General features: G+C 52.3%; 22 protein-coding genes. 9 read left to right on the forward strand and 13 right to left on the reverse strand.

Annotated elements, in window-relative coordinates; genetic code table 11:
- Positions 1–83 precede the first annotated feature (83 nt).
- The 5 genes from DKB62_RS05180 to DKB62_RS05200 form a co-directional block, all read right to left on the reverse strand.
- Positions 84–1073 carry an IS30 family transposase gene (locus tag DKB62_RS05180; protein WP_107196804.1) on the reverse strand — a complete coding sequence of 330 codons (990 nt, stop codon included), beginning with the start codon at positions 1071–1073 and terminating at the stop codon, positions 84–86.
- Positions 1074–1139: 66 nt separating this feature from the next.
- Positions 1140–2303, reverse strand: a complete 1164-nt coding sequence (locus tag DKB62_RS05185) for an MFS transporter (protein WP_107196249.1) — start codon at positions 2301–2303, stop codon at positions 1140–1142.
- A gap of 32 nt (positions 2304–2335) precedes the next feature.
- Positions 2336–3691: an MFS transporter gene (locus tag DKB62_RS05190; protein WP_107196248.1), complete on the reverse strand. Its 1356-nt coding sequence runs from the start codon at positions 3689–3691 to the stop codon at positions 2336–2338.
- A gap of 20 nt (positions 3692–3711) precedes the next feature.
- Entirely contained in the window at positions 3712–4572 is an 861-nt protein-coding gene (locus tag DKB62_RS05195) for a DUF6282 family protein (RefSeq protein WP_107196247.1), read from the reverse strand.
- 14 nt (positions 4573–4586) lie between these two features.
- Complete coding sequence (locus DKB62_RS05200) at positions 4587–5579, reverse strand: beta/alpha barrel domain-containing protein (RefSeq protein WP_107196246.1); 993 nt, start codon at positions 5577–5579, stop codon at positions 4587–4589.
- Positions 5580–5916: 337 nt separating this feature from the next.
- On the opposite strand from DKB62_RS05200, the gene DKB62_RS05205 reads away from it, so the two are divergent.
- The 3 genes from DKB62_RS05205 (at position 5917) to DKB62_RS05215 (ending at position 8092) form a co-directional block, all read left to right on the forward strand.
- Complete coding sequence (locus tag DKB62_RS05205; RefSeq protein WP_198643514.1) at positions 5917–6885, forward strand: LysR family transcriptional regulator; 969 nt, start codon at positions 5917–5919, stop codon at positions 6883–6885.
- Positions 6886–6957: 72 nt separating this feature from the next.
- Entirely contained in the window at positions 6958–7338 is a 381-nt protein-coding gene (locus tag DKB62_RS05210) for a hypothetical protein (RefSeq protein WP_087477576.1), read from the forward strand.
- A gap of 196 nt (positions 7339–7534) precedes the next feature.
- On the forward strand, positions 7535–8092 hold the full coding sequence (locus DKB62_RS05215) for a manganese efflux pump MntP (RefSeq protein ID WP_107196244.1): 558 nt from the start codon (positions 7535–7537) through the stop codon (positions 8090–8092).
- Positions 8093–8153: 61 nt separating this feature from the next.
- On the opposite strand, the gene pth is transcribed toward DKB62_RS05215, so the two are convergent.
- The 5 genes from pth to DKB62_RS05240 all read right to left on the reverse strand — a co-directional run bounded on the left by pth (position 8154) and on the right by DKB62_RS05240 (position 13737).
- Positions 8154–8768, reverse strand: a complete 615-nt coding sequence (gene pth, locus DKB62_RS05220) for an aminoacyl-tRNA hydrolase (RefSeq protein ID WP_107196243.1) — start codon at positions 8766–8768, stop codon at positions 8154–8156.
- Positions 8769–8785: 17 nt separating this feature from the next.
- Complete coding sequence (locus DKB62_RS05225) at positions 8786–9751, reverse strand: ribose-phosphate diphosphokinase (RefSeq protein WP_087477579.1); 966 nt, start codon at positions 9749–9751, stop codon at positions 8786–8788.
- Between the two features lie 56 nt (positions 9752–9807).
- Complete coding sequence (gene glmU / locus DKB62_RS05230; protein ID WP_087477580.1) at positions 9808–11181, reverse strand: bifunctional UDP-N-acetylglucosamine diphosphorylase/glucosamine-1-phosphate N-acetyltransferase GlmU; 1374 nt, start codon at positions 11179–11181, stop codon at positions 9808–9810.
- Between the two features lie 180 nt (positions 11182–11361).
- Complete coding sequence (locus tag DKB62_RS05235) at positions 11362–11946, reverse strand: peptidoglycan-binding protein (RefSeq protein WP_232818806.1); 585 nt, start codon at positions 11944–11946, stop codon at positions 11362–11364.
- Between the two features lie 219 nt (positions 11947–12165).
- Positions 12166–13737 carry a ClC family H(+)/Cl(-) exchange transporter gene (locus DKB62_RS05240; RefSeq protein ID WP_087477582.1) on the reverse strand — a complete coding sequence of 524 codons (1572 nt, stop codon included), beginning with the start codon at positions 13735–13737 and terminating at the stop codon, positions 12166–12168.
- Positions 13738–13983: 246 nt separating this feature from the next.
- Between DKB62_RS05240 and DKB62_RS05245 the strand changes: the two genes are divergently transcribed.
- From DKB62_RS05245 to DKB62_RS05270, 6 genes are all read left to right on the forward strand, one after another.
- Positions 13984–15240 (forward strand): efflux RND transporter periplasmic adaptor subunit, encoded by a 1257-nt coding sequence (locus DKB62_RS05245; RefSeq protein ID WP_107196242.1) that lies wholly within the window; start codon positions 13984–13986, stop codon positions 15238–15240.
- Between the two features lie 4 nt (positions 15241–15244).
- On the forward strand, positions 15245–18349 hold the full coding sequence (locus DKB62_RS05250; RefSeq protein ID WP_095630046.1) for an efflux RND transporter permease subunit: 3105 nt from the start codon (positions 15245–15247) through the stop codon (positions 18347–18349).
- Positions 18350–18452: 103 nt separating this feature from the next.
- Positions 18453–19646, forward strand: coding sequence for a M20 metallopeptidase family protein (locus tag DKB62_RS05255; RefSeq protein ID WP_107196241.1), 1194 nt, complete (start codon positions 18453–18455; stop codon positions 19644–19646).
- Between the two features lie 143 nt (positions 19647–19789).
- On the forward strand, positions 19790–20764 hold the full coding sequence (locus tag DKB62_RS05260; protein WP_095630047.1) for an AEC family transporter: 975 nt from the start codon (positions 19790–19792) through the stop codon (positions 20762–20764).
- 288 nt (positions 20765–21052) lie between these two features.
- Positions 21053–22453, forward strand: coding sequence for an ammonium transporter (locus tag DKB62_RS05265; protein WP_107196240.1), 1401 nt, complete (start codon positions 21053–21055; stop codon positions 22451–22453).
- Positions 22454–22465: 12 nt separating this feature from the next.
- On the forward strand, positions 22466–22828 hold the full coding sequence (locus DKB62_RS05270; RefSeq protein ID WP_087477588.1) for a P-II family nitrogen regulator: 363 nt from the start codon (positions 22466–22468) through the stop codon (positions 22826–22828).
- Between the two features lie 98 nt (positions 22829–22926).
- On the opposite strand, the gene DKB62_RS05275 is transcribed toward DKB62_RS05270, so the two are convergent.
- The 3 genes from DKB62_RS05275 to DKB62_RS05285 all read right to left on the reverse strand — a co-directional run bounded on the left by DKB62_RS05275 (position 22927) and on the right by DKB62_RS05285 (position 24968).
- Complete coding sequence (locus DKB62_RS05275; RefSeq protein ID WP_198643513.1) at positions 22927–23601, reverse strand: YczE/YyaS/YitT family protein; 675 nt, start codon at positions 23599–23601, stop codon at positions 22927–22929.
- Between the two features lie 97 nt (positions 23602–23698).
- Positions 23699–24130: a MarR family winged helix-turn-helix transcriptional regulator gene (locus DKB62_RS05280; protein WP_087477589.1), complete on the reverse strand. Its 432-nt coding sequence runs from the start codon at positions 24128–24130 to the stop codon at positions 23699–23701.
- A gap of 145 nt (positions 24131–24275) precedes the next feature.
- Entirely contained in the window at positions 24276–24968 is a 693-nt protein-coding gene (locus tag DKB62_RS05285; RefSeq protein ID WP_087477590.1) for a TerC family protein, read from the reverse strand.
- Positions 24969–25125: the final 157 nt, after the last annotated feature.

Raw genomic sequence — 25125 nt, forward strand, 5'->3', positions numbered from 1 at the left:
CAAAACTCCCGATACTATAAATGCACTTGTATAAGAGTTTGTAAATTGAATAATAAATCCGGTTACTAATGGAGGGCGAATTGTCAAGCTAAGTGCAACTTTTTAGAGTAATGTACTTCGTATGGCGTTTTGTATCCTAAACATTTTCGGGGACGGCGATTTAGTTCTGCAAAAACAGCTTGCACATAGGCTTCTGGAACGAGTGTGATGTCCGTCCCTTTCGGGAAATACTCTCGGACTAGGCCATTGGTATTTTCGTTGCTTCCCCGCTGCCAGGGCTGATGCGGCGGCGGGAAATAAAACGGCACGCCGTTCAAGGCCTCCGTGACAGCGGCATGATGGGCGAACTCTTTTCCTCTGTCCGGCGTAAGGCTTTTTACAGGTTGCCCTTGCAGTACCTGAAGCAATACCGTATTGACGGCTTGTGCTGTCTTTTTGGCTGCTTTGCCTCCTACCAGATACCGGCTCTTTCTATCTACCAACGTAACCAGACAGGCTTTTCCTGTCTTTCCTGCTATGGTATCACATTCCCAATGTCCTCGCCGGGAGCGGTTAGCGGCTCCTGCTGGCCGTTCCGAAATATCGTGAGAGATGGGAATAGAACCCCGTCGTTCCTGATATTGCCGGGTATGCCGGGATTTTCCATGATGCCGCAAGCGGCGGACCGCACCGCGGGACCCATGGGAGGACGACGTTTCATCAAACATACCGGCATATATGGCGCGGTAAATCGTTGCATAGCTAAGGAGTGCCTTCTGATGTTCCAGCTGCAAGCGTCCGGCAATTTCTTCTGGGGACCAATGATGCACCAGGAAGAGATTTTTAACCAATGCGAATAGCTCGGCATTCTCTAACCGCTTGTGAGGCTTGCATGCCTTACGGCGGCGGGCATACTGTTGTTGTGCGGTGATGGGCAGATACTTGCCGTTCACTGTATTTCTGCGTAGTTCCCGTGAGATCGTGGATTTATCTCGGCCGAGGGCCGCCGCAATTCGAGAGATAGAATAGGACTGCGCGCGAAAAAAGAGTAGATTTTCTCGTTCAGATAGAGTAAGATGATGATAGTGGCACATAGGTTTCCTCCGAGATATAGATTTTGTTTGGTAGCATTATTATATCAGAAACCTATGTGTCATTTTTTATAGGTGTTGCACTTGTATTGTAAATTCGCCAGCAAAAAAAGCTGAACCAGATCCACCAAATACCATCAATCCACTAGTTGCCCCAGCAGCACTTTTATCAACAATCATGTCATTTAACAACGCGAAATTCAACGTATTGGCCGCCATAAAGAAAGAATTAGCAACTATCAATATAATTTCCATAACAATAAAGCTTTCAACATATGGAACTAATAAGATTACTGATCCCAACAACATGTATGCAATAACCATTTTTCTTCTGCCGCCGCTTGATAAATCTTGCTTTTTACCGATATAATCACTAAACTTACTTAAAAGAATAGTTACTATCATAGCTACAATATACGGCAACGCTCCAAACCATCCGGCATGGACTAGATTAAGATTTCGTTCAGTCATCAAATACGCTGGAATCCATGTAAGGAAAAAATACATTGCATAGGTAGTTCCCCCGTGGCTTAATAATAGCCCCCACATGGTTTTTTGCTTTAATAACATGCCTACTGTCATCTTTTTTGCCGTTTTTATCGGCTTTCCATTAGTTTCTATTAAGTTCCTATTTTCTAAAATATATTGACGTTCTTCATCTTTTAACCACCATGCTTTTTCAGGATCATAATATAACCATATCCATAACAGAAGCCAGATAAATCCTAATGATCCTAAGATAATAAAAGAAAATTGCCAAGGGAATTGTTCCAGTAAATAAGAGGCTGCTAAAATACCTATAGCTGGTCCCAATAAGGTACCGCTATTAAAGATAGCAGTAACTAATCCGCGTTCTCTAACAGGAATCCAGTCACTAATAACCTTATTACAGGTAGGAAAAGCCGGAGATTCGCCAATTCCCAACATGAGCCGCAAAACAATCAGCATAGCTAATCCAGTTGCAAAGCCAGTTAAGACCGCAGCTAATGACCAGACAAATAACGCAAAAGTGTTCATTTTTCTTGCACCAAATTTGTCCGCCATCATTCCCATAGGAATAACCAGTGGCACATATGCTAACAAAAATATGGATTGCAAAGTTCCCATTTGACCCGCACTAAGGTTAAATGTTTCCATTAACACGGGAGTTGCTACTGAAAGGTTCACTCTATCAATATAATTGATAGATAAATACCCTAGTAATAATATGGCAATAATCCATCTTCGATTCATACTTTTCACCTCTTAGTCATTTAAGTATTGGCTTACTCTTCATCAATAGCTTCTAATGGCTTATTCCGAGTTTCTATGCCAAATATCGCAATAACTATCGCAATAAACGTCATCATGGCAAAAATAAATAGAAAAACTGCAGTTGCGCCCATTTCAGTCAGAAGCCACGCAATAAGCATAGGGGTAAATACAGATACAAAACGTCCCAATCCACTCGAAAAACCAACACCTCGAAGCCGGGCTTCTGTCGGAAAAATTTCTCCAGAATAAACAAACATTGTTGTTACCGAGTAAAAATACAATAAAACAATCATCAAAAAGCCGATGCTCATTATCATAAAATCAGTTCTTTGCAAAGAATAAATATATCCCAAAACACCAATCGCAAAAGCCATAATAGCTAACGTTCGTCTTCTTGGCAGTTTATCTGCAAAAATAGGAACTAATAACGCTCCTACTGGTGCCCCTATCATAATCACGACGGACATTGCAAATGATTTAGTAATACTAATTCCTTCGCTAACAAAAATAGTAGGAATCCAGTTTACAATAGTATAAATAGCTACATTCATTCCAATCAATGCAGCACTCAATGTAATGGTACGACGAATAATTTTTTTACTAAAAATATATGCATATGGAACCTTACGAACCTTTTCTTCTATAACCTCTGACAGAACTGGCTCTAATTTTATATTTTTTTCCTTTTCCACTTCCCGTTCAATAGCTGAAACTAATTTATCAGCTTTATCAATTAATCCTTGAGACGCACACCATCTAGGAGACTCAGGCATATACTTAAATACTGCTAACCACACCAACAATGCACATACACCTATTCCCGCAAACAGGACCCTCCATCCAAAAACCGGAATGATAAGAAGAGAAAACAACATCGCAATAGGCGGAGCTACATTCCCAATAAACCCGACAATTCCTGAATATCGTCCTCTATGTTGAGGCTGAAAAAATTCCGGCAAGGTTCCTGTCGCTGCGGCTTGTTGCGCTCCAAGTCCAAATCCCATAATTCCGCGTAATATAATTAATTGGGTCATATTGACAACAAATGCAGAAAAAATAGATGCCAATCCGAAAATCAAAAAGTTAAATAAAAATGCTTTTCGCCTTCCAAATCTATCGCCGACAATGCCTGCCAATAACGCACCTATTAGCATGCCGCCGCTAGTTGCTGAGATAAAAGCACCGTTTAGAGCATTGTTAGACCATCCGTCAGCAATTAACACCGCCAATATAGAGCTTCCTGCATAGATATCTAACGTATCACATAACACGCCTGCGCCTAAAATTGCTATGATTTTTTTATGCCATTTAGACGCGGGTAAGCGATCCATTCTTGCCGCTATTGTTCCTAAGGTTTGCCCAGACATGCTATACGCCCCCTTTTGGATCAAGTCAATAATAATTCACGTGGATTTTCACAAATTAATTTAGAAATTTCTTGTGTATTAAAATGGTTTTCTAATAATATATCATGAGCTAGTTCCAATCCTTTTGTCGGAGCTATATTGGTAAACTGTCCTAAATCTGTACTGAATATATTATTTTCTACTCCCGTTTCCCGTATTTCCTTTAGTATTATTTTCCAATCAGCTAATCCTTGTACTAAATCCACAACACACCGTTCCAATAAAACGCCTTGTGAAACCAACCATTGTTGTTCTTCTAATGATGCAGCATTAATTGGATTATTGGGGTGATTATAAACAATTTTTTTCACGCCACAAGCTTTAGCTACTGGGATCAGCGCCTTAACTTCTTCCATCCCTATATGACCACATCCCAACACGGCATTATGTTTTGCCACCAAGTTTAAAATTTTTACGACTGAATCTAAAATTTTCCCATTATCATCCAAAATCGAAAGTCCTTCAATATTAGCGCATACATTCGAGAGAGCATTTACAGCTTTTCCTATTTTTCTTTCATATATCAAATGAGTTTTAGCAGTAAAAGTCGGCATCCATACAATTTTTGCCCCCATCATCAATGCTACCTGAAGCGCCAAGGGATTAAATCCTCCAATAAAATTATTTAGAGTAATTCCCCCAAAAACACGAAGTTTAGCTCCAAACAATTCTTGCATAAGTGCAGCTCTTTCTGCCGTCGATCCTAAGTGAGTTTTTAAAACTACTCCATACATTCCATGAGTAATCGCATCTCTTACAATTTCAATATCGCTCAACTTTCTTTTAACAATATCTGGAGCTCCGTGTATATGCATATCTAATGCGCCACTTAACTTTCCCATTTATCATCGCCTCTTCACTTTAATGTAACAGCTACCTCTTCCATCAAGTCTTTCGACGGATTTTTCTGATTTATCTTCGACGTTTCGATAATCAATTCGTATACGTTGACACCGGCAGCCGCGGCGACTCCCCTAAAAGCGCCTACGAAGCTGGAATGACAGCCCGAATAGCCCAATACGAGGTCGAGGGGCTTAATCGGATTGTGGTAGCCTTCCCGTTCCATCGCCGGCATGAGCTTTTCGTCGATGAAGCGCAGCAGCTTGTAAAAATCGTATTCCTGCGCCTTTCCTTCGCGGCGGAACAAGGCGACAGCTCCTTCCGTCGTAATGTTTCCGGCGCTGCGGGCCATACCCATGAGCCCGCAGTCGATGAAGGATGCGCCGGCCCGTTCGGCAGCCTGGGCATTCGCCATAGCCAGTCCTAAATTACTGTGTCCATGAAAGCCTACGGGAATAGATACGGCGTCGACTACCTTGCGGGTATACTCGGCCGCGTCTTCGGGCATCATATAACCGGCCGAGTCCATAATCGTAAGAGCCTGCACGCCGAAGGATTCGAGCATCTTCGCTTCTTCGGCCAATTCGTCAGGAGTGACGACGTACGCCTTCATCAAGCTGTATTTTGCCTCGAGGCCGGCGTCGCGCACCATCTTCACGGCCTTTTCCGCCGTCTTTCCGTCGCCGGCGTTAGCTCCGACGCGGAGAAATTTCAATCCCTTAGAAGCTGCTAAAGCGATTAGTTCTGAATCGGCATACGCCGCAGTCTGGAACATACCGATTTCCCCTTTATCAGCATAAGGTTCTATGACATCCAGATATTCTTCGTCCGTCACAGGACAAGCCTTGCCGCCGGCTTTGACCGAACCGAGGCCGGTGCAGTGCCCCATCTCAATGATATGGATATGACTGTCGAGCAAGCCTTCTATCATCAATTTCGTCAATTCTGTTGAAAATCCTGTGCCGACGACGTTGGCTCCGTCGCGTAACGTGCAGTCCATAATATGCATGATATATTCCTCCTATGCCTTTGTGATGCAAAAGATATTCACCATAAATTCTTAATGTGTTTTCTCGATACGTATCTTCTGGTATAATCATATCACCGGAGAAATTAAAATAAAAACAAATACCTCTGCATTCAATTATTAATATTTTAAATAATTATTGTGCAGCATACATAGCCATGCAATATCGCAATAGAAAGAGCCGTAACCTCATCTTGTTATACATAAACAGCATATACAGTCATCATATGCATTTCCTTTTTGTGCAAAGCCGCGAAGCTCCCCTGCCAATGGCATGCATATTTGTCATCATCTGCAGCAAACAAAGGAGATAGGTCTCATGAACAGCGAATTAATCGAAACCTTTGTCACCGTCGCCAACGCCGGCAACATCACGAAAAGCGCCGACATATTATTTGTATCGCAGGCCACGGTCAGCCATCGCATTAAGCAGCTGGAAGAAAAGCTCGGCGTCCAGCTCATCTTGCGCAATAAAGGCTCCAAGCAGACAAATTTAACTACTGCCGGTAAAAATTTTCTGCCCTTGGCTCAAAGCTGGCTCCGCCTCAACGACGAAATCAGCACCTTTCAGGAACGCCCCCAAGCCCTGGAACTGTCCATCGGCGTCGTCGACAGCGTAAACAACTATTTGTTAGCCGATTTCTACAAGGAACTAAGGCAGGATGCCTTAGATTGGCGTCTCACCGTCCGTACCCTTCACACGCAGGAAATTTACGACCATGTCCGCCAGAATACGATCGACGTCGGCCTGCCCTTAGGCGAGCAGCTGATCGCCGGCATTCAGGTCAAAAAGATTCATACGGAAAAGCTCATGGTCGTAAGCCGCCGCAAACTCAAGGACAAGAATACTCTCTTTCCCATCGATTTAGATACGGATTACCAGATCTTCATCCCCTGGGGGCAAGATTATCTCCACTGGCACCACCGCTTTTTCCCGCCGGGAGAGCCGCCGAAGTTTTCCGTCGACTCAGCCAAGGTAGCCCTCGAGCTGTTGGATGACCGCTTTTGGTTCCTCGCGCCGTACGACGTGTGCATGCAAATCGCCAAGACATCGCCCTGCCATATTTCCAAGCTGGGACTGGATACGCCGTCCCGAAACCTCTATATGGTCACAAACAATCTGACCGCCCAGATTAAACGAAAGGCCGTCGTCATGTTTAAGCGCCGCCTCACTCAGTATATCCGCCGCCGTGAACGTTCCATCGAGGCAATGCTGAATCAATATGAGCCCGACGCAGGGATTCGGTCATATAAGTCCTTTATTCACGAGTTTGACGCCAACGGCTAGGGCTTGCAAAAATTGATGGAATCACTATACTATAAGCATGCGCAGCTGCGTTCAGAAAGAAGGATGATATATATGATTACCAAAATAAAATCGTTGGCGGCGGCCTGCCTGCTTGCCGCCGTCGCCTGCACCGCTCCGGTCCAGGCCTTCCCGTCCCACTCCATGCCCTATGCGGCGGGCTACAGCCTCATCGTCGGTACCTGGCAGGGCCGCTACGGCCGGGAGCTGTCCATTTCCATGGACGACGTCGACGGCGTGCCGTACAGCATACACAACGTCACAAACGACGGGTTCACTACGGTGGTCCGCATCATATTAGACGACGACCGGCACACGATGCTCACCTTTTCGTTTCCCAACGGCAACTACAACTACGTCATGATGAACAACGCGACGACAGGTCGGTTTGCCGACGCCATGGATTTTACACGGCAAAGCAGCTTTTCTCATTGACAATCTCAATTCCATCCAGTATAATTCTGGATGTACTTTAAGGGAGTAATCAGTACATCCGGCATGTATAGTAGTATCGACATACTGGCCTCAGGGCCCGGTGCTATTTGAAATGATGAGACTTAAAGGCAGTATTTGCGCTGCCTTTAGGTCTTTTTTATTTGCCGTCATATGAAATCGCATAGGAGAGATGACCATGAATGGATTGGAATTATTACTGCTGGCCCTGGGCCTGTCCATGGACGCCTTCGCCGTATCGGTCTGCAAGGGATTATCGCTGGGGAGCATCCGTTGGAAGCATATGGCCCTGGTGGGCTTATGGTTCGGCGGATTTCAGGCCCTGATGCCTACGGCAGGTTATTATTTGGGAACGTTTTTTACCGACATCATCACGTCGTATAATTACTGGATCGCCTTCGCCCTCCTGACCTTGATCGGCGGCAATATGATCAAGGAATCCTTTGAGGCGGAAGACTGTCCCGACGCGAACATGGCCGTGCCGGCTATGTTCGCCTTGGCCGTCGCGACGAGCATCGATGCGTTAGCCGTCGGCGTCACCTTCGCCTTCATGAACGTATCCATTATACCGGCCGCCCTGTCTATCGGCTGCGTCACCTTCGCCTGTTCCGCCGTCGGCGTAAAAGCCGGCAGCCTGTTCGGACTTAAATATAAATCCAAGGCGGAGAGAGTCGGCGGGGCCGTCCTGATTCTCATCGGCTTAAAAATCCTCCTGGAAGGACTGCAAATTTTATAAGGCTTCATATAAAAACTGCCGCTAAGTACAGCATAACTGTTGCTTAGCGGCAGTTTTTATATTATGTAGTTTCTTCCGTACGCTGTTCAGCCGTTTCTTCCGGCTTAGGCGTTTTCTTCTTTTTCCGCGGGTTATACCGGTTCATGCCGACGTCGACGCCGACCTTCAGGCAGCCTTCAATAGCGACGGCTGTCGTCTTCAGGCCTTCCTCGTATTCCGGCAGCATGTCTTCCGGAAACGGAGTCAGCACGTGGTCGATGACATCGCGGTGCGGCAAAGGCCGGCCGATGCCGACGCGAAAGCGGATGAAATCGCGGCAGCCGTTGGCAAAGAGGCTCTTGATGCCGTTATGGCCGCCGTCGCTGCCGTTCTTGCGGATGCGGAGACGGCCCACGGGCAAATCCATGTCATCGTAGACGACGTAGACGTCGGCCTGCTCCAGCTTATACCAGCGCATGAGGGGCCCTACGGCCTGGCCGCTGTTGTTCATGTAAGTCTGCGGCTTGACGAGGATGACCTTTTCCCCGTCTACATCGGCCTGGGCAACCTGGGCGTCCATCCGGTTCTGCCACAGCGTCACGTTCCAGCGCTTCGCCAGCTCGTCGACGACGCGGAATCCCGTATTGTGTTTTGACGTTTCGTATTCTCGGCCGGGATTTCCCAGACCAACAATCATATGCACCGTAACTACCCTTATTTGTCGAAGAGCTTGCTTACCGATACTTCATGGAAAATGCGCATGATCGCTTCCCCTAAGAGCGGAGCAACGGACAAGACCTTGATCTTGTCGATTTTCTTTTCGTCGGGCAAGGGAATCGTATTGGTAATGATCAGCTCGGAAATGACGGAATCCTGAATGCGCTGTACAGCCGGGTCGGTCAGTACGGCATGGGCGCAGGCTGCGTATACGCGGGCCGCTCCCATATCTTTCAGGGCTTTGGCACCGCCGCACAGGGAGCCTGCCGTATCAACGATGTCGTCGATGAGGATGCAGGTCTTGCCTTTAATATCGCCGATGATGTTCATGACTTCGGCTACGCCGGGACGGGGACGGCGTTTTTCAATAATAGCGATAGGAGCATTGATACGGTCGGCTAAATCGCGGGCCCGCGTAACGCCGCCGAGGTCGGGAGATACGACGACGATGTCGCCCAAGTCGATTTCCGATTTTTTCTGATTCAAGTATTTGGCAATAATCGACGCCGAGCCGAGGTGGTCTACAGGGATGTCGAAGAAGCCCTGAATCTGGCCGGCATGAAGGTCCATCGTGACGACGCGGGTAATGCCGGCGACGGACATGAGGTCGGCGACCAACTTGGACGTAATCGGTTCGCGGCCCCGGGTCTTGCGGTCCTGGCGAGCATAGCCATAGTAAGGAACGACGGCCGTAATGTGTTTTGCCGAAGCGCGCTTGAAGGCGTCAGCCATGATGAGCAGTTCCATAATCGTGTCGTTGGCCGGCTGGCATGTCGGCTGTACGATAAATACGTCCTTGCCGCGAACGCTTTCGTCGATCATGATTTGGATTTCGCCGTTGTTGAACTTGCCGACGAAGGCCTTGCCAAGTTCCAGGCCTAAATAATCGGCGATTTCCTTAGCCAGCTTCGGATTGGCGTTGCCAGTAAAAATTTTCAGCTTTTTCCCGTCTTCGTAACTCATTTGTTGAGCCTCCTAAAATAAATTTATGATTTCTATACTAGGTAAATGGGTATATGCTATTTCTTATACGTATCGTCCTTGACCCAGCCTTCGATGTTGCGCTGTTTAGCCCGGGCGACGGACAAAGACTTCGGCGGCACGTTTTTCGTAATCGTCGAGCCTGCGCCGACATAGGCATACTCGCCGACGGTGACCGGCGATACGAGGTTGCTGTTGCAGCCTACGAAGGCGTGGTCGCAAATCGTCGTGCGGTGCTTTTCCTTGCCGTCGTAGTTGACCGTGATGGTGCCGCAGCCGATATTGACGCCGCAGCCGACGTCGCTGTCGCCGATGTAGCTCAAGTGGGGCAACTTCGTGCCGTCGCCGACGGTGGAGTTCTTGACTTCCATGTAGTTGCCGACCTTGACGTCGTTGCCGATGACCGTATTGGGCCGGAAGTGGACGAAGGGTCCGATTTCGCAGCCGTTTTTGATTTCGCAGTCGTGGGCGTACGTAAACTGAAGGTGGTCGCCGCTGCCCATGACAACGTTCGTCATGCGGACGTACGGGCCGACCTGGCAGTTTTCGCCGATGACGGTGCTGCCTTCCAGGATCGTTCCCGGATACAGGACCGTATCGCGGCCTACGGAAACGGTCGTATCGACGTAGGTGTTATTGGGATCGATGACCGTCACGCCGTCTGTCATGAGCTGTTCCAGCTTGCGGCGGCGCAACACCTGTTCGGCTTCGGCCATCTGCAGGCGCGAGTTGACGCCCAGCGTTTCTTTATAATCCGGTGCGGCAAAGGCGCTGACGACCTTGCCGGCATCGACGAGCATGCCGATGATATCGGTCAGGTAATACTCGCCCTGGGCGTTGTTGTTCGTCACGTTATGAAGCATCTGCCACAGGAGTTCCATGTCGAAGCAGTAAATACCGGCGTTGACTTCGCGCACGGCTAATTCCTCCGGCGATCCGTCCTTCTGCTCGACAATCTTGACGACCTGTCCCTTTTCATTGCGGATAACCCGGCCGTAGCCTGTCGGGTCGGGCATGACCGCCGTCAGTACCGTAGCGGCAGCCTGCGTGGCTTCATGATGGGCCAGCAGGCTGCGGAAGGTGTCTTCCGTTACCAAAGGCGTATCGCCGCACGTCACGAGCAGCGTGCCCGAAAGGCCGGACAACAGCGGCTCTGCCTGCATGACGGCATGGCCCGTTCCCAGCTGCTGCTCCTGTACGACAGTTTCCGCCCTGTCGCCCAGATATTCCTGCACGGCTTCGCCGCCGAAGCCGACGACGACGACCTGCCGCTGCGTTCCCGCCGCTTTGACGGCCCGCAGCACTTGTTCTACCATCGGCACGCCGCCGACCTTATGCAGAACTTTAGGCATGCTGGATTTCATCCTCGTTCCTTTTCCGGCAGCTAAAATAAGTGCAATAATGTCTTTCATTCAGTATTAGCCTCCCTGAAACAAATAACTGTCATGTCCTTTTCAGAATAACACAAATAGCACGGAAAATACATACTTTTTTACAAAAAACAGGGGGAATTTCGACGATTTCCGCCGTGAAAACAAAAGGGAGAGGCCGAAACCTCTCCGCTTTTCTTTTTTACTCAGTTAATCTGCCGCTTACAGCACGTATACGACGACTTCTCTTCTGCCGAAATTCAGGGCTTCCGTAATGGAGTCCATGGCCAAGTCGATGCGGTTGCCTACGATAGAGCCGCCCGTATCTTCAGCCGTCGCGTAGCCGTACCCTTCGATGTACAGCTGCGAGCCTAACGGAATGACGTCCGGGTCTACGGACACCATGCCGCGGCGCAGGCGCAGGCCCGTCGCCGTAAAACCGCTGTTGCCGGGATCATCGGCTGTGTAAGCCGATGCGTCCATCACGATACGCCGCTGGTAGGAGCCAACCCCTTCTTCGGCAGGGGCTTCGCGTCCACTGGCTTCTGAAAGAGCCGCCATGGTCTGCGAACCGACAATGCCATCTACATCTAACCCGTAGTCAGCCTGAAAACGCTTTACGGCGTCTTCCGTCGCGCTGCCGAAAATTCCGTCGGCGCCGCCGGCCAAATACCCGGTATCCATGAGCATGTATTGTACGCTCTGTACTGCAGAGCCGTTCATTCCCATTTCGACTTTTGCACAAACCAGTGAGGAACATGCAAAAACAAATATGAGCGTCAATAGAATCAGTATACGGTTCTTCAAACAACCACCTCTTTGAAATATCCATACCTAAACATCAACTTTCAGAAAAAATTATACCAAAGATTGAAGGATAAGTCAAAAAAACAAATCTTTATGCGTTATTTTTCACAACTTTATACGCGATGCTATCCGCATTTGTTTTCTCTTAGCTTAATAAATTCATACTTTCCGCTTATATTTTTAAGACCTGGTATTATTTTTTATAATTATTATGCAAAACTACACTGTTTCCACTTCTACAAGACAGCGGACGGCTTCCGCGCTTTCTACCGAGTCGGTAAGGACGTATAAATAGTCGCCGGCCTGCAGGCGGATGTCCATTCCGGGAAGCACGTCGCCGCTGCTGCGCTTGATATCGACGAGGACGACGTGGCTGGGCCAGGCGATGCGCCCCACGTATTTACCGTCTACGGCGCTGCCGCTGGCCACGGTCAGCTCCAGCAGATGGCGCCGCTCCGACGCCAGGATTTCCGGCCGGTGAGCCGCCAAAATCCGCTGCAGCAGCGCTTCGTAAATCGGCTGGCCGCCGCAGACCTGGGCGACGACGAGGGCCACGAGGGATGCCGTGCACAAGACGAGCAAATGCTCGTACGAAGCCGTCATTTCCATGATGAGGATCGTGCCCGTAACGGGAGACTGGACGGAGGCCGAGAAAAACGCCGCCATCGACAGGATGACGATATTCGACAAGTATTCCGGGCCGACGACGCCCAGCTGTATCAGGACGATGCCGACGACGCTGCCCGTAAGAGCACCCAGTACGAGCATGGGCAGGAAAAATCCGCCCGGCGCGCCGCAGCCGTAGCTGACCAGGGTAAACAAAAACTTTCCGATGAGCAGGGCCGCAAAGAGGGACAAGGACAGAGGCAGGGTATGAAGGCTGTTGATCAATTCGTTGCCGCCGCCCAGCACTTGCGGGAACACATATCCCAATACGCCGGCCGCCGCGAGGGCAAAGGCAAACTTTCCATACCCGCGAAAGCAGGGCAGGCTGTAAAAGCGCGGAATATTCAGCAGCCCCTTGTTGAAGACAATGCCGGCGAGTCCGGCGGCTATGCCGACGACGACGGCGATCCAGATATACTGCAGCGGCAGGACCGGTACCGTCCCGAACTCAAAAATCGGCGCGCGGCCAAAGGCAAGACGGCTGACCATCGTCGCCAGCAGGGCCGCGGCCATGGCCGGCGCCAGGACGACGCCGGAAAAATTGCGGTGCAGCTCTTCCAGGGCAAACATGACGCCGGCTAAGGGCGCGTTAAAGGCAGCAGCCAAACCGGCGCTGGCCCCTGCCGTCAGGAGGTATCGCTCTTCAATGCGGAACCGGCCGAGATTCCGGCTGATGCCCTGGGCCGTTACGGCCCCAATCTGGATAGACGGCCCTTCCCGTCCCAGGGATAATCCCAAGCCGATGCCGACAATGCCGCCGACGAGCTTTACCCATAAGATGCGCAGCCAGCGCAGGCGGATAACGCCTAAAATGACGCCTTTGACCTGGGGAATGCCGCTGCCGCCGGCATTGGGCTCATAGGCGCTGAACCGCCATAGCATGTAGGCCGCACCGAAGAGCAGCGCGAACCAAAGGCCGTTTTCCAGCCATCCACCCGGCAGGAGCACCGCCTCGTACATGTATTCCCGCACGCGCGTCCCCGCATCCAGCGCCCATCGGAAAAAGCTGATAATGACGCCGGACACGACGCCGACCAGCGCCCCTTCGGCAAAAAGGCGCAGGCGAAACCGCGGCCAATGGCTCAGCGCATCCAAGGCCGACGCGACTTGTCTGTTAATATGCATATCCTGTCACTCCCCGCATGTTTTGACGATATTATACCATAGGAAGTCAAATTGCGACACACGGCAGCGTCGGCCTATTGTCACCGCATGGACGGCTATTGTTACAGTTCTTTAAATTTTACGATTTTCATATTGCCTTTTAAGCGCCGACTCTTTATATTTATAGTAAAGATTTATCTGACTAAAGTACCGAATCATGCATACTATTTATGTATTATATAGAGAAACGATAGCGAGGTTCTGACTATGGCACATTTTCCCTTTTCTTCCCACAACCTGCTCCACAGCAGCCGCAATAAGCTCGTCGCCTTCGGCCTGGTCTTTCTCCTGGCCTGCGCCGGCATCTACGTCATCAGCCACTCGGACCGGGCGGCGAAAAGCAGCTCGGCCCTGACCAACGCGTCCGTCCAGTCCTACCGGGCCGAACGGCGCGATATGATGCGCACCATTTCCTTATCGGGCCAGACCGTCCCCTTAGCCCAGGTGGACTTGTCGACGAAATACGCCGGCAATATTACGGCCGTGTACGTCGACTTAGGCGACACAGTAGAGCCAGGCCAGGTCCTGCTGGAGCAGGACCCCGTCGACACGAACCTCCAGCTGTCCCAGAACCGGGCAGCCTGGGCCCAGGCTGCAGCCGAGACAAAATCGGCCCAGTCACAATTCTATTCGGACCTGCAGAAAGCCCAGGTCGAATACGCCACGGCCAAGATGAACTACAACCGCTACGTCATCTTAAAGGACGAAGGCGCCGTATCGCAGAAGGATTTGGACACGATGTACCAGGCCCTCATCGTCGCCAAGGCCGCCCTGGATAACTTGCAGCTTCAGAACGTCGGCGACACGCCGGCCCTCATCGCCGGCAAGCAGGCCGCCCAGGCCAAGGCCAAATATACCGTCGACAGCTTGTCCAAGCAGCTGGAAGACCTGACCATCCGCGCGCCGCGGCACGGCGTCATTTCCTACCGCAACGCCGAAGCCGGCGCTATGGCCGCCGCCAATACGAAGGTACTGACCATTACGGACACCAGCGGCATCTACATCGACTGCCCCGTCGCCGAAGCCGACGTCGCCGCCATCCAGCCCGGCATGACCGTATCTGTATCCGTCGAATCGCTGGCCAACACGTACGACGGCACGATTACCTATGTCAGCCCGGCCATGGACCCGACGAACAAGACCTATATCGTCCGCATCACCTTGTCCAACCCGGACAATCTCCTGCGCGGCGGCATGTTCGCCCAGTCGTCGCTGGAAGTACTGCAGCGCAGGAATACCCTCTTCGTACCGAAGGACGCCTTAGTCGAACAAAACGGCGTCAGCCAGCTCTACGTCATTAACCCGGACAACACCATCGCCATCCGCACGGTTAAAACAGGCCTCCGCAACGACAACTACGTAGAAATCCTCGAAGGCCTGTCCGACGGCGAGCAGATTGCCACGACGAACCTGGCCCGCCTCCGCGACGGCGTATCCGTAACCATTGAAAAAGAAATCAGGTGACGTCATGAATCTTACGAAATTTTCCATCGACAGGCCCATCGGCATCTGCATGGCCGTCGCCTTCTTCGTCGTTCTCGGCCTGTTCAGTTTCTACCGTATCGGCGTCGAACTGCTGCCGGCCCTCAACACGCCGTACGTCACGGTCACGGTCAACTACGACGGGGCCAATGCCGACTCGGTCGAACAGCAGGTCGTAAAGCCCATCGAAGACGCCCTGTCGTCGGTCTCCAACCTGAAACACATCACGTCGACGGCCTCCTACGGCCAGGCCCGCATCACCCTGGAGCTTGACTTCTCTGCCGACGCCGACGCGGCGGCCATCGACGCCACGAAAAAGATAAACGCTATCCGCGGCCAGCTTCCCGATGAAATCGACGAGCCCGTTGTCATCAAGCGCGACGTCAACGCCACGCCGATCATGTTTATCGCCGTCCAATCCAATCAGTCCCTGGACGACATCTACTCGAAAGCGGAAAACGACTTTCAGGACGTCCTCCAGCAGGCCGACGGCGTGTCGGAAATCGAGCTGAACGGCGGCCGCGACAAGGAAATCGCCGTCGAAGTCGACAAGGCCAAGCTCATCCACTACGACATGACCTTGAGCGAAGTCGTCTCGGCCCTGCGCGAAGAAAACGTCCTCATGCCCTCCGGCACGATTTACTCCGACGCCACGACGACGGACGTGCGGGTCAAGGCTCAGTTTGCCGACGAAAATGAAATCGAAAAGATACAGGTCACGAATGCCAAGGGCGTGCAGATTCCCATTACGGCTGTGGCGGACATCAAGCGCAAGGACCAGCGCGTCAGCCGCTACGCCCGCGTCAACGGCGAAGACGCCGTCGTCATGGTCATCTACAAAAACAGCGACGCCAACGTCGTCTCTACGGTCGACAACGTGACGGAAAAGCTGGAAACGCTGCGCCGCGACAACCCGGACTATACCTTTACTGTAACGAACGAATCGGCGTCGTACGTCCGCAACTCCCTGCACAACACCTTGCAGACCCTCATCGAAGGGCTCATCACGACGGGGACGGTCTTGTTCTTCTTCCTGCGGGGCTGGCGCTCGACCCTGGCCGTCATGATCGCCATCCCGACATCCCTCATTTCGACGTTTTTCGCCATGTACATCGCCGGCTTTACTTTCAACATGATGTCCCTCATGGGCATGGCCCTGTGCGTCGGCATCCTCGTCGACGACTCCATCGTCGTGCTGGAAAACATCCACCGCCACCTCATGAACGGCGAAGAGCCGAAAAAAGCGGCTCTGAATGGGCGGACGGAAATCGGCATGGCCGCCATCGCCATTACGCTGTGCGACATCGTCGTCTTCCTGCCCATTGCCTTCATGACCGGCATGGTAGGCCAGTATTTCAAGCAGTTCGGCCTTACTATCGTCTTCGCCACCTTCTTTTCTCTCTTCGTCTCCTTCACCCTGACGCCGATGCTGGCGTCGCGGCTCTTCCGCTTAGGCCTGAAAATCCCCGATACGCCCTTGTGGCGGCGCATGGACGCCATCGAAGACTGGGCCCGCAGCCATTACGGCCGCATGCTGACCTGGAGCCTGGACCATGCCAAGCGCCTCGTCCTCCCGGTCCTCCTGTGCTTTACCCTGTCCGTAGCCCTCATCCCGACGGGTCTCGTCGGCTCGGAATTCATGCCCCAGACCGATGAAAGCGGCTTCCGCATCACCCTCCAGCTGCCTACGAACGCCAACCTGGAACGGACCGACAAGGCAGCCCGCCAGATAGAAGAATATCTGGCGACGGTGCCGGAAGTCGTCTATTCGACGGCCATGGTCGGCGGCCGCAACCTCAATGAAGCAAATATACAGGTCACCCTTCAGGACCGGCAGGACCGCTCCCGCTCGATCTGGCAGATTACCAACGACGTCCGCAATTTCGCCGCTAAGAATATTCTGGACGGCGACGTCCGGGTCAAGGAAGACCAAGCCTCCGTATCAGGCACGTCAGGCGGCTTCGGCGGCGGCTCGGGCAACCTGCGCCTCGAGCTGCGCGGCAAAAACATGGACGAGCTCATCGCCAAGTCGCGGGAAGTACAGCAGATGATGAAGGAAGAAATCCCCGGCGTCCGCGACGTCAGCAGCTCCTATGAAGACGGCATGCCCGAATACCAGCTCGACGTAGACCGCAATAAGCTCAAGCAGTACGGCACGTCCTTAGGCGAACTGACCAAGACCTTCTCCAACGCCATCAGCGGCCAAAAGGCCGGCGTCCTGGCAAACGACGTCAAAAACGACAACAACGACACGGATATTTATGTCCGCTTTAAAGGCGCCGACGGCTTCCGCATTTCCGATTTGGAAACGATTCCGCTGAACGCCGACGGCCGCATCATCTACATTGCCGACGTCGCCCACATCAAGGCGGCCACCGGCCCGGTCACGATCCGCCGCACCGACAAGGAACGGGCCATTACCCTCGGCGGCACCCTCCAGGGCCGTCCCCTGAACGAGGTCATGGAAGAAATCTCGGCCAAGCTCGACGCGACGGATATGGGCGGCATCACGTACCGCTTTACGGGCCAGGCCGACCAGATGGCCACGACGTTCCGCGACCTGGGCGAAGCCCTCGTCCTGTCGCTCATCCTGATCTACATGATCCTGGCTATCCTGTACGAATCGGTGAAAACGCCCTTTATCCGCATGTTCTCCCTGCCCCTGGGGCTCATCGGCTCGCTGTTCCTCTTATTCCTGACGAACAACACGATCAACCTGTATTCCCTCATCGGCATCCTCGTCATGGACGGCCTGGTCGCCAAAAACGGCACCCTCCTCCTCGACTATACGCTGACCCTGATGGAACGGGGCCTCGACCCGCGCAGCGCCATTATCGAGGCCGGCAAGGTCCGCCTGCGGCCGATCTTCATGACGACGCTGACCATGGTCGTCGGCATGCTGCCTACGGCCCTGTCCATGACAGCCGGCTCGGAAACGAGAGCCAGCATGGCCGTCGTCGTCATCGGCGGCCTCCTGACGTCGACGGTCTTCACCCTGTTTATCATCCCCATCATCTTCGTATGGATTGAAAAACACCGCCTCCGCTTTTCCTTCCGCAAAAAAGAAGGGGCCGCCTCTTCTGTAAAATAATCGGAAAAACTTCGACGGCCGGCAGGATTTTTCCCGCGCCGTATAGAAGTAATATAGACACGATGAAAGCAGCGTCAGGCTCAACAAAGGAGGCATAAGGCATATGAGCAGCCAATTTACACCAACATTCAACATCCACGAAGCCGTACGCAAGACACTGCCTTATATGATGGAAATGCGTGAATATTTCCATGCCCATCCCGAACTGAGCGAAAAAGAATTTGATACGTGCAAAACCATTTTCCAAGAGCTCTCCCTCATGGGCATTGAAGACGTAAAAATCATAGCCGGCACCGGCGTCACCGGCCTCATCCGCGGCGCCCATCCCGGCCCGGTCATCTTGCTCCGCGCCGACATCGACGCCCTGCCGCTGACGGAAAAGTACGACTGTCCGTACGCGTCCCTCGTCCCCGGCGTCATGCACGCCTGCGGCCACGACGGCCATGCGGCCAACCTGCTGGGCGTCGCTAAAATCCTGAACAAGCACCGCGACTGCCTGCGCGGCACGGTCCGCCTGGCATTTCAGCCTGCCGAGGAAGGCAACGGCGGCGCAGCCCGCATGATAGACGCAGGCATCCTCAATAACCCGCCCGTCGAATACGCCCTCGGGCTCCACGTAGCCGGCGCCCTTCCCAAGGGCTATGTCAGCATCCGCAGCGGCGAAATCTCCGCCTCGTGCGACGACTTCACCATTACCCTCCACGGCAAGGGCGGCCACGGCTCCCAGCCGTCGGAATGCATCAGCCCGATTCAGATGGGCGTAGACGTCATCCAGATGATTCAAAGCTACGTATACAACTGCCGCGCCGACGGCGACGGCGTCGTCCTGACCTTCGGCCAGTTCCAGGCAGGGCGCAATCCCAACGTTATCCCTGATACGGCGGAATTAAAAGGAACGCTGCGGACGTATAACGAAGCCAAACGCCGCGACATCCTCGACAAGCTCCGCCACGTCCTCGGCGCCGTCACCCTGACCTACGGCGGCTCCTACGATCTGGACGTCGTCCCCTTCTCGCCGGTCTGCGTCAACAACGAAGCCGTCACGGCCCGCGTAGCGGCGATCCTGACGGAACAATGCGCCGACTGCGTCGACGTCGTGCCCATGCAGCGCGGCTCCGGCTCGGAGGACTTCGCTTATTTCAGCGCCGCCGTCCCCAGCGCCTTTTACTACGTTGGCGTCTGCGGCGACGAACCTGTCGTCGGCCATTCGCCCGATTTCCACTGGGACAGCAACGCCTTGAAATACATGTGCGAAACCTTGCTGAACGTCGTATATTATTTCGCAAGCTACAAATAGCGCGCTCATCCCCCTCAGGCGGCAGGCGCAGGATAGGAAAACCTTACCGTATTTCCTATTCTGCCCTGCCGTCTTTTTTTATTTGCTATATTTTTTATTTGCTATATAATAAAACCTATCTTTGATGAAAAGAGGTTTTGACAATGGTGTTCCTATTTATTATCGAGCATACGATGCTGCCTATCTTCGGGCTCGTCCTCATCGGCTTCCTGTTAGACCGGAAATTTCACATAGACGTAAAAACCCTGTCCAAGTTCATGTTTTACCTGGTCATTCCCAGCTTCATTTTCACCAACGTATACGAAACGGAATTTCCCCCGGCCAGCGTGACGATGATCGCCGCCATGACCGTCTTCATGGTCTTTTGTTTTTTCCTGGCCAATCTCGTCAGCCACTGGCGCCGCTATGACGAAGGCATGATACAGTCATGCCGCAACGCCCTCATGTTCAATAACACAGGCAACTTGGGCGTAGCCCTCATCATCCTCGTCTTTTCCCATGCCCCCTTCGTCGTCGACGGCCAGACGCCCTACCTTGCCGAAGCCATGGTCGTCCAAATCATCATCTTCATCGTCCAAAGCGTATCGCTCAATACCCTCGGCCTCTATCAGGCCGGCCGCGGGCGGCTGTCAGCTGCCGATACGCTGCGCGTCATGTTCCGCATGCCCATGATTTACTTCCTCGCCGCGGCCCTCCTCGTCCGCTCGACAGGCTGGAACGCCGAAGAATTCTTCTTCTGGCCCATCATGGAAATGGCCGGCAAATCGCTGCTGCCCGTCGCCATGGTCAGCATTGGAGCGCAGCTGTCCCAGACGAAGATACACTGGTTTGACAAGGACGTGTGGATCATCAGCCTGCTGAAGATGACCGTCCTGCCCCTCTTCGGCCTGGTCATGATATACGCGGCCAACGCCCTGATGCCCGGCACCTTTACGGCTGTCAGCGCCATGGTCTTCCTCATCTACTGCGCCATTCCGACGGCGGTCAACACGGCCCTCTTTGCTATCGAATTCGGCAACAACGCCGATTACGCCACGCAGATCGTCATGAACACGACGGCCCTCAGCGCCATCTCCCTGACGTTCTATATCTTCATCGGCCACATCCTGTTCGTTTGATAATAAAATAAAGTAAATTTCTATTTTATAAATATAAACTGTTAATTTTATTATTTTTTACTTAAAAACATTTGACAATCTGCCGGAAACGCCGTATAATAAGGCACATCAATAGAATACGAGTTGAGCAATGAGGCTCTGGCATATCGAGGTACCCGATGATGCCGGAGCCTTTCTGTTTTTCTATTGATAAAACAATATATGTACAGACAACGGCGTCTATGGGAAAGTACGAGGGGGTAGTTTCCGCATAGACGCCTTTTTTCTTACGATAGGGGGATGATTTTAATGACAAAAGGGTGGTCCATTTTGCGCCTGGCTCTGGCCTGCACGGCCTTGTCCGCGCCGACGGCATTTGCCGCCGATCCGGCATCGGCCATCGACCCAGGCGATACAGCCTGGGTCCTCATCAGCGCGGCGCTCGTATTTATTATGACGCCTGGTTTAGGTTTCTTCTATGGCGGCATGGTCCGCAATAAAAACGTACTGACGACCATTATGCAGAGTTTCTTCATCGTCGCCATGATTTCTGTCGAATGGATTTTAATCGGCTACGCTATGACGTTTGGTTCGGATATTAACGGATTTATTGGTTCCTTAGACAAAGTAGGCCTGACGGGCGTCGGCATGTCCGTCCTGGCTAACGGCACGATTCCCGAACTGGCTTTCGTCGCCTTCCAGTGTATGTTCGCCGTCATTACGCCGGCCTTGATTACCGGCGCGTTTGCCGAACGGATGAAATTCCATGCGTTTACAGTGTTCATCCTGCTCTGGGCTATTTTCATTTACAATCCCATGGCCCACTGGGTATGGGGCGGCGGCTTCCTGGCCCAGCTCGGCGCTCTCGACTTTGCCGGCGGCTTGGTTATTCATATCCTGTCCGGCGTTTCGGGTCTTACGCTTTGCATTCTTCTCGGCAGACGCCAGGGCTACGGCCGCATTCCCATGCTGCCCCATAACCTGCCCATGACGGTTCTCGGCGCGGCTCTCCTGTGGTTCGGCTGGTTCGGCTTCAACGCCGGCAGCGCCCTCGGCGCCAACGGCCTGGCTGCCAACGCCTTCATCGCATCCCAGGGCGCAGCCGCTGCGGCGACCGTGGCATGGGTCGTTATCGAATGGGCTGTCAATGGTAAACCGACCATTCTCGGCGCAGCTTCCGGCTGCATCGCCGGCCTCGTAGCCATTACGCCGGCAGCCGGCTTTGTCGCTCCGCTTCCCGCCGTCATCATCGGCGCTATCGGCGGCGCAGTTTGTTACTTTGCCGTCGCCGTCGTCAAAGCCAAATTCGGCTACGACGATTCGCTCGACGCCTTCGGCATCCACGGCATCGGCGGGACTTGGGGCTCTATCGCCACAGGCCTCTGGGCTACGACGGAAGTCAACCCGGCCGGCGCCAACGGCTTATTCTATGGCGAAACGCATCTGCTCTTCGCTCAGGTCGTCTCGACAGTCGTCGCCTACGTCTTCGCCATCGTCGGCACGATTATCCTGTATAAGATTATCAGCTCTATCATGAAAGTCCGCGCCGACAAGGAAGAAGAAATCTCCGGCCTGGACATTACCGAACACGGCGAACGGGGCTACAACTACGCCATTACAGCCGGCAGCCCCTTCGGCGAAAGCCTGAATACACCCGTCGTCTCGCCGTCTACGATCAGCGACATCGGCGTCAGCGGTCATCAGTTATAGGGAGTGATATGCATGGACAGAAAAATTACTAAGATAGACATCGTAACCCGGCCCAGCAAGCTGGAAGAACTGAAGGATGCCCTCAACGCCATCGGCGTCATGGGCATGACCGTCAGCCAGGTCTACGGCTGCGGCCTCCAGAAAGGCCACGTCGAAGTATACCGGGGCCAGAAATACGCCATCAACCTGCTGCCGCACATCAAGGTCGAAACAGTCGTATGCGAGGTGCCTGTAGAAAAAGTCATCGAAACGGCCCAGCGCGTCTGCAAGACCGGCAAGGTCGGTGACGGCAAGATCTTCGTCTTCGACGTCGAAGACGCCGTCCGCATCCGCACCGGCGACAGGGGGCCGGAAGCCATTATGGACGAAAAATAATACAGCTATCGGGGGAATTTCATCATACAAAAACGAGGAGCCGCGGACATAACGTCCAGGCTCCTCGTTTTTGCGCGGCAGAAAACCTCCCTTCATGGTCAGCAGGCAGCATACCGGCTGCGCCGCAGCTGCTTGAGCTGATTCAGCTTTTTCCAGCGAAACATCTTTTCATATACTCCGATAATTCGTCCTATACACAGGGCCGATAAGACGGTCCCGGCGCCAATGCCGTACAGCTCCGTATCATTAAATACACAAAGAAGCGTACTGATAACGACTAAGGAGACGTCAAATGTATTTTTTACAGCAGAAAAGGCAATATGAAATACTTCAGAAATCGTCTGCACAATGCCTTCTGTCGGCGTCAGCACAAAATTAGTTTTTACGCACAAAAATACGCCTAAGGCTGTAACAAACATGGTCAGCAGAAATAAGGTCATGCTGATATAGGCCGGAAAGTGAAATTCCGGTATCAGCCAGTCATATACATCCGTCACGACGCCAAAAGCCAGCGACAAGGGAATCTCCAGCAAATACACCGCTTTAATTTTCCGCGACAACACGCACTGTATCAATACAAACAGCAGATAACAAAGGATCGACGCCGTCCCCAACGAAATATGATAAATCTGCGATATGGCATACATGACGGAGCTAAATGCCGCGACGCCCATGACGTAGCGGATATTCAGCACGACGGCGACGGCAATCAGATTCAGTCCCAGTACATACCAGATAAAACGTTCTATTGTTTCCTTACGAAATCCCAACATGATACATCTCTCTTTCTTTTTATGTATGCCTGCCTTTATGAGCAGCAGCCACAGCGTAAGTATGAAGCATGCTGTATATTAGGGCAGACGTAATCGCTCACGGCTGCGTCGTTATATTTTGCAGCGCCTTGGTTAACAGAGAAAAAAACTGCTTTTTTTCAGCCTCACTCATCCCCTGCAATAACGTCCGGCCTGTATACGTGCCGTTCTCAGCCATCGCGGTGCATAACGTACGGCCCTCCTCCGTAAGCGCAACGGTCTTATAGCGGCCGTCCCGTTCAGAAACATGGGTCGTCACCAGCCCCTTGGCCGCCATCCGCTCTACAATGCCGCGGGCAGTCTGATGGGCAACGCCCAGATAGGCTTTCAAATCCACGGCCGACGCGCCGGCATGCTGAGAAAAAAATATAAGGCTGTCCGCCTGCTCCGCTGTCAAGCCGAGTTCTTTAATTTCTCTGTTTCGTATGGTCATGATGACATTGGCCAGTTTGATAACGTTGCGCGCCAAAATATATTCTGCTTCAACCATGAATCCCTATCTCCTATACGAAAATATACAGCATAGTGTGTATTATACAAGCTGCCGCCGCGTTTGTCAAATATACGGAAAAAAGACTGCACGCCAGTGCTATAACACTTCGCGTACAGTCTTTTCAGTTTTATAGAATATGCAGTTATGCCACGCTTTCTTTTTTCCAGCAGCCGCCGTACTTCCAGATGGCACCGCCGGCCAGCGTCGCAGCTAACAAGCCGACCTTCATCGCCGTCGCGTTGGCCGCCACGAAGGGGACGTATTCGGCCAGGTACGTATCCGTCACGATCATGCCGCCGGCCGCCCAGCCTAAAATGGCGCCGCCGACGTAGATGAGGATGGGGAACTTGTTCATGATCTTAATGACCATGGTGCTGCCCAGGATGATGATCGGCACGGAAATCAGCATGCCGAAGATGAGCAGACCCCAGTGGTTGTTCGTCACGCCGACGATACCGAGGACGTTGTCGAGGCTCATGAGCACGTCGGCCAAGATAATCGTCTTAATCGCCGCACCTAAGGAATCCTTCGCCTCGATGTGGTGCGTCTCTTCCTTGCCCTGGGCGCCGATGAGCTTGATGCCGATGCCGACGAGCAGCACGCCGCCGACGGTCTTCAGGAACGGGATGAACAACAGCCACGACACAATGAACGCCAGCAGGAACCGCAGGAGAATCGCCCCGGCCGTGCCGTATAAAATAGCCTTCTTCTGCAAGCGAGGCGGCAGATTTTTCGCCGCCATGCCGATGACGATGGAGTTGTCGCCGCCAAGGGCCAGGTCAATCAAAATAATCTGCACGATAATGCCAATGTCCAATAATAAAGTATCTGTCAACGTAGGTCCTCCTTTTGAATATACGCAGTCAAACAAGCATCTGCTTGTCTTTGTATCTTTACCGTACCTCTATTGTACAAGCAGTCAAATATAATGTAAAATATGAATATATCAGCTTAAATAGCAGCTTTTTGCATATTTCAAAAAGGAGCATGCC

The sequence above is a fragment of the Megasphaera stantonii genome (genome assembly GCF_003367905.1).
Lineage (GTDB): Bacteria > Bacillota > Negativicutes > Veillonellales > Megasphaeraceae > Megasphaera > Megasphaera stantonii.

Coding starts and splice junctions, on each gene's coding strand:
- DKB62_RS05180 (WP_107196804.1), bottom strand. CDS start 1,073: ATGTGCCACTATCATCATCTTACTCTATCTGAACGAGAAAATCTACTC.
- DKB62_RS05185 (WP_107196249.1), bottom strand. CDS start 2,303: ATGAATCGAAGATGGATTATTGCCATATTATTACTAGGGTATTTATCT.
- DKB62_RS05190 (WP_107196248.1), bottom strand. CDS start 3,691: ATGTCTGGGCAAACCTTAGGAACAATAGCGGCAAGAATGGATCGCTTA.
- DKB62_RS05195 (WP_107196247.1), bottom strand. CDS start 4,572: ATGGGAAAGTTAAGTGGCGCATTAGATATGCATATACACGGAGCTCCA.
- DKB62_RS05200 (WP_107196246.1), bottom strand. CDS start 5,579: ATGCATATTATGGACTGCACGTTACGCGACGGAGCCAACGTCGTCGGC.
- DKB62_RS05205 (WP_198643514.1), top strand. CDS start 5,917: ATGAACAGCGAATTAATCGAAACCTTTGTCACCGTCGCCAACGCCGGC.
- DKB62_RS05210 (WP_087477576.1), top strand. CDS start 6,958: ATGATTACCAAAATAAAATCGTTGGCGGCGGCCTGCCTGCTTGCCGCC.
- DKB62_RS05215 (WP_107196244.1), top strand. CDS start 7,535: ATGAATGGATTGGAATTATTACTGCTGGCCCTGGGCCTGTCCATGGAC.
- pth (WP_107196243.1), bottom strand. CDS start 8,768: ATGATTGTTGGTCTGGGAAATCCCGGCCGAGAATACGAAACGTCAAAA.
- DKB62_RS05225 (WP_087477579.1), bottom strand. CDS start 9,751: ATGAGTTACGAAGACGGGAAAAAGCTGAAAATTTTTACTGGCAACGCC.
- glmU (WP_087477580.1), bottom strand. CDS start 11,181: ATGAAAGACATTATTGCACTTATTTTAGCTGCCGGAAAAGGAACGAGG.
- DKB62_RS05240 (WP_087477582.1), bottom strand. CDS start 13,737: ATGCATATTAACAGACAAGTCGCGTCGGCCTTGGATGCGCTGAGCCAT.
- DKB62_RS05245 (WP_107196242.1), top strand. CDS start 13,984: ATGGCACATTTTCCCTTTTCTTCCCACAACCTGCTCCACAGCAGCCGC.
- DKB62_RS05250 (WP_095630046.1), top strand. CDS start 15,245: ATGAATCTTACGAAATTTTCCATCGACAGGCCCATCGGCATCTGCATG.
- DKB62_RS05255 (WP_107196241.1), top strand. CDS start 18,453: ATGAGCAGCCAATTTACACCAACATTCAACATCCACGAAGCCGTACGC.
- DKB62_RS05260 (WP_095630047.1), top strand. CDS start 19,790: ATGGTGTTCCTATTTATTATCGAGCATACGATGCTGCCTATCTTCGGG.
- DKB62_RS05265 (WP_107196240.1), top strand. CDS start 21,053: ATGACAAAAGGGTGGTCCATTTTGCGCCTGGCTCTGGCCTGCACGGCC.
- DKB62_RS05270 (WP_087477588.1), top strand. CDS start 22,466: ATGGACAGAAAAATTACTAAGATAGACATCGTAACCCGGCCCAGCAAG.
- DKB62_RS05275 (WP_198643513.1), bottom strand. CDS start 23,601: ATGTTGGGATTTCGTAAGGAAACAATAGAACGTTTTATCTGGTATGTA.
- DKB62_RS05280 (WP_087477589.1), bottom strand. CDS start 24,130: ATGGTTGAAGCAGAATATATTTTGGCGCGCAACGTTATCAAACTGGCC.